The sequence below is a fragment of the Candidatus Synechococcus spongiarum SH4 genome (assembly GCF_000586015.1).
GTDB lineage: Bacteria > Cyanobacteriota > Cyanobacteriia > PCC-6307 > Cyanobiaceae > Synechococcus_B > Synechococcus_B spongiarum_F.
The window spans coordinates 1-2722 of record NZ_JENA01000221.1 but is presented as its reverse complement, the minus strand read 5'-3'; the positions used below and the strand labels follow the sequence as shown (position 1 = coordinate 2722).

Genomic DNA, 2722 nt, shown 5'->3' with positions numbered 1-2722 from the left:
CTTTGTGCGCCGGCGTCAACGGGGTTGGACCCATTACCCATTTTGACGCCAGCCGCCATGGCTGTCGCTTTGCGGCGGAGGTGAAGGACTTTGACCCCAGCGGCCATCTGGACCGCAAAGAGGTCAAGCGTTGGGAGCGCTTTTGCCAATTCGGCGTGGTCACCGCAAAACAGGCCATGGCCCAGTCCGGTCTCAAGATCGACGGGGAGAACGCCCACCGTGTTGGCGTGCTGATCGGATCAGGGATCGGCGGCGTGCTGCTGATGGAGACCCAGGCGCTGGTGATGGACAAGAAGGGTCCTGATCGGGTCAGTCCCTTCACGGTGCCCATGATGATCCCCAACATGGCCACCGGCCTCACCGCCATTGCCCTGGGGGCGCAAGGCCCGAGCAATGCGGTATGCACTGCCTGTGCGGCGGGATCCAATGCCATCGGCGACGCCTTCCGCATCATCCAGTACGGCGATGCGGACGCCATGGTCTGTGGCGGCACCGAGTCCCCCATTTCCCCCCTGAGCGTGGCGGGCTTTGCCAGCGCTCGGGCCCTCTCCTCCCGCAACGAGGATCCAGCCCATGCCAGCCGGCCCTTTGATGCGGAGCGGGACGGCTTTGTGATCGGGGAGGGATCGGGAATGCTTCTCCTGGAAGAGTTGGGCCATGCCCAGGCCAGAGGCGCCCGGATCCTGGCGGAAGTCATTGGCTACGGCAGCACCTGTGATGCCCACCACGTCACCGCTCCCCCCGCCGGCGGCGGTCCTGCCGCCAGGGCCATGGCCCGCTGCCTGGCGGACGGGCGCCTGGAACCCGGCCAGGTGGACTATATCAATGCCCATGGCACCAGCACGGGGGCCAACGACAAGACGGAAACTTCCGCCATTAAAATGGCCCTGGGGGAAGACGTGGCCCACGCCATTCCGGTGAGCTCCACCAAGTCCATGACCGGGCACCTGCTGGGTGGATCCGGAGGGATTGAAGCCGTGGCCACGGTGCTGGCCCTCACCCACGGCTTTGCGCCCCCCACCATCAACCACGTGGTCCCCGACCCGGACTGCGACCTGGATTACGTCCCCAACGAAGCCCGGGAACTGGCGGTCAACGTTGCCCTGTCCAATTCCTTCGGCTTTGGCGGGCACAATGTGTGCCTGGCCTTCCGGCGCTGGAATTAAGTGGCGCTGGCATCAAGTCTTGCCTTCCATCATCCCTTCCACACCATTCACCCCTTCCTGCCCCATGGTTGCCGCGCCTGTTTCCATTGACACCCTCTGCGTCAACAGCATCCGTTTTCTGGCCATCGATGCGGTCAACCAGGCCAAAAGCGGCCACCCCGGCCTGCCCATGGGTGCAGCACCCATGGGCTATGCCCTGTGGGACAAAGTGATGCGCCACAATCCCAAGAACCCCAAGTGGTTCAACCGGGATCGCTTTGTCCTGTCCGCCGGTCACGGCTGCATGTTGCTCTATGCCCTGCTGCACCTGACCGGCTATGACAGCGTGTCCCTGGAGGACATCAAGCAGTTCCGTCAGTGGGGATCCAAAACGCCGGGGCATCCGGAAACCTTTGAAACCGCCGGTGTCGAGGTGACCACGGGTCCCCTGGGATCCGGCGTGGCCAACGCCGTCGGTCTGGCCATTGCGGAGGCCCACCTGGCCGCCCGGTTCAACCGACCGGACTGCACCCTCGTGGATCACTACACCTACGTGATCATGGGGGACGGCTGCAATCAGGAGGGTGTGGCCTCGGAAGCCTGTTCCCTGGCGGGTCACCTGAAGCTGGGCAAGCTGATTGCCCTCTACGACGACAACCACATCACCATTGACGGGGATACCGGCGTGTCCTTCACCGAGGACGTGCTGAAACGCTACGAGGCCTACGGCTGGCATGTGCAGCACGTCCCCGACGGCAACACCGACGTGGATGGCATCACCAGGGCCGTTGAGGCGGCCAAGGCGGTCAAGGATCGCCCCAGCATCATCAAGGTGACCACCACCATTGGCTACGGCTCCCCCAACAAGAGCAACACCGGCGGCGTCCACGGGTCTCCCCTGGGCCTGGACGAGGCCCAGCTCACCCGGGAAAGCCTGGGGTGGGACTACGGCCTGTTCGAGGTGCCCCAGGAAGCCTATGACCAGTTCCGCCAGGCGGTGGAGCGGGGCGCTGCCGCGGAAGCCCAGTGGAACCAGACCCTGAGCGACTACCGCAAGAGCTATCCCGATGCTGCGGCCGAATTCGAGCGGATGCTGCGGGGCGAGTTGCCCCGGGGCTGGGATCAGGACCTGCCCATATACACCCCGGAAGACAAGGGTCTGGCCACCCGCAAACACTCCCAGTTGTGCCTGGCGGCCCTGGGTCCGCGGCTGCCTGAACTCATTGGGGGCTCCGCTGATCTGACCCACTCCAACTACACGGACATCAAAGGGGAAACGGGGTCGTTCCAGCCGGAAACACCGGAAAAACGGTATCTCCACTTTGGTGTACGGGAACATGCCATGGCGGCCGTCATCAACGGCATCGCCTATCACGACAGCGGTTTGATTCCCTATGGGGGCACCTTCCTGGTGTTTGCGGACTACATGCGTGGTTCCATGCGCCTTTCAGCGCTTTCAGGGCTGGGAGTCCTCTATGTGCTCACCCATGATTCCATCGGGGTTGGGGAAGACGGACCCACCCATCAGCCTGTGGAAACCATGGCCTCCCTGCGGGCCATGCCCAACATGGTGGTGA

Annotated in this window: 2 protein-coding genes; both read left to right on the top strand. The window is 63.9% G+C overall.

Annotated features, from left to right (window positions below; translation table 11 throughout):
* The coding region (gene fabF / locus BG35_RS0108750; RefSeq protein ID WP_025782520.1) for a beta-ketoacyl-ACP synthase II at positions 1-1166 on the top strand (1166 nt) is incomplete at its 5' end.
* A 64-nt stretch (positions 1167-1230) separates the two neighbouring features.
* Positions 1231-2722 (top strand): transketolase (tkt, locus tag BG35_RS0108745; RefSeq protein WP_025782519.1); only part of this gene is annotated, 1492 nt, incomplete at its 3' end.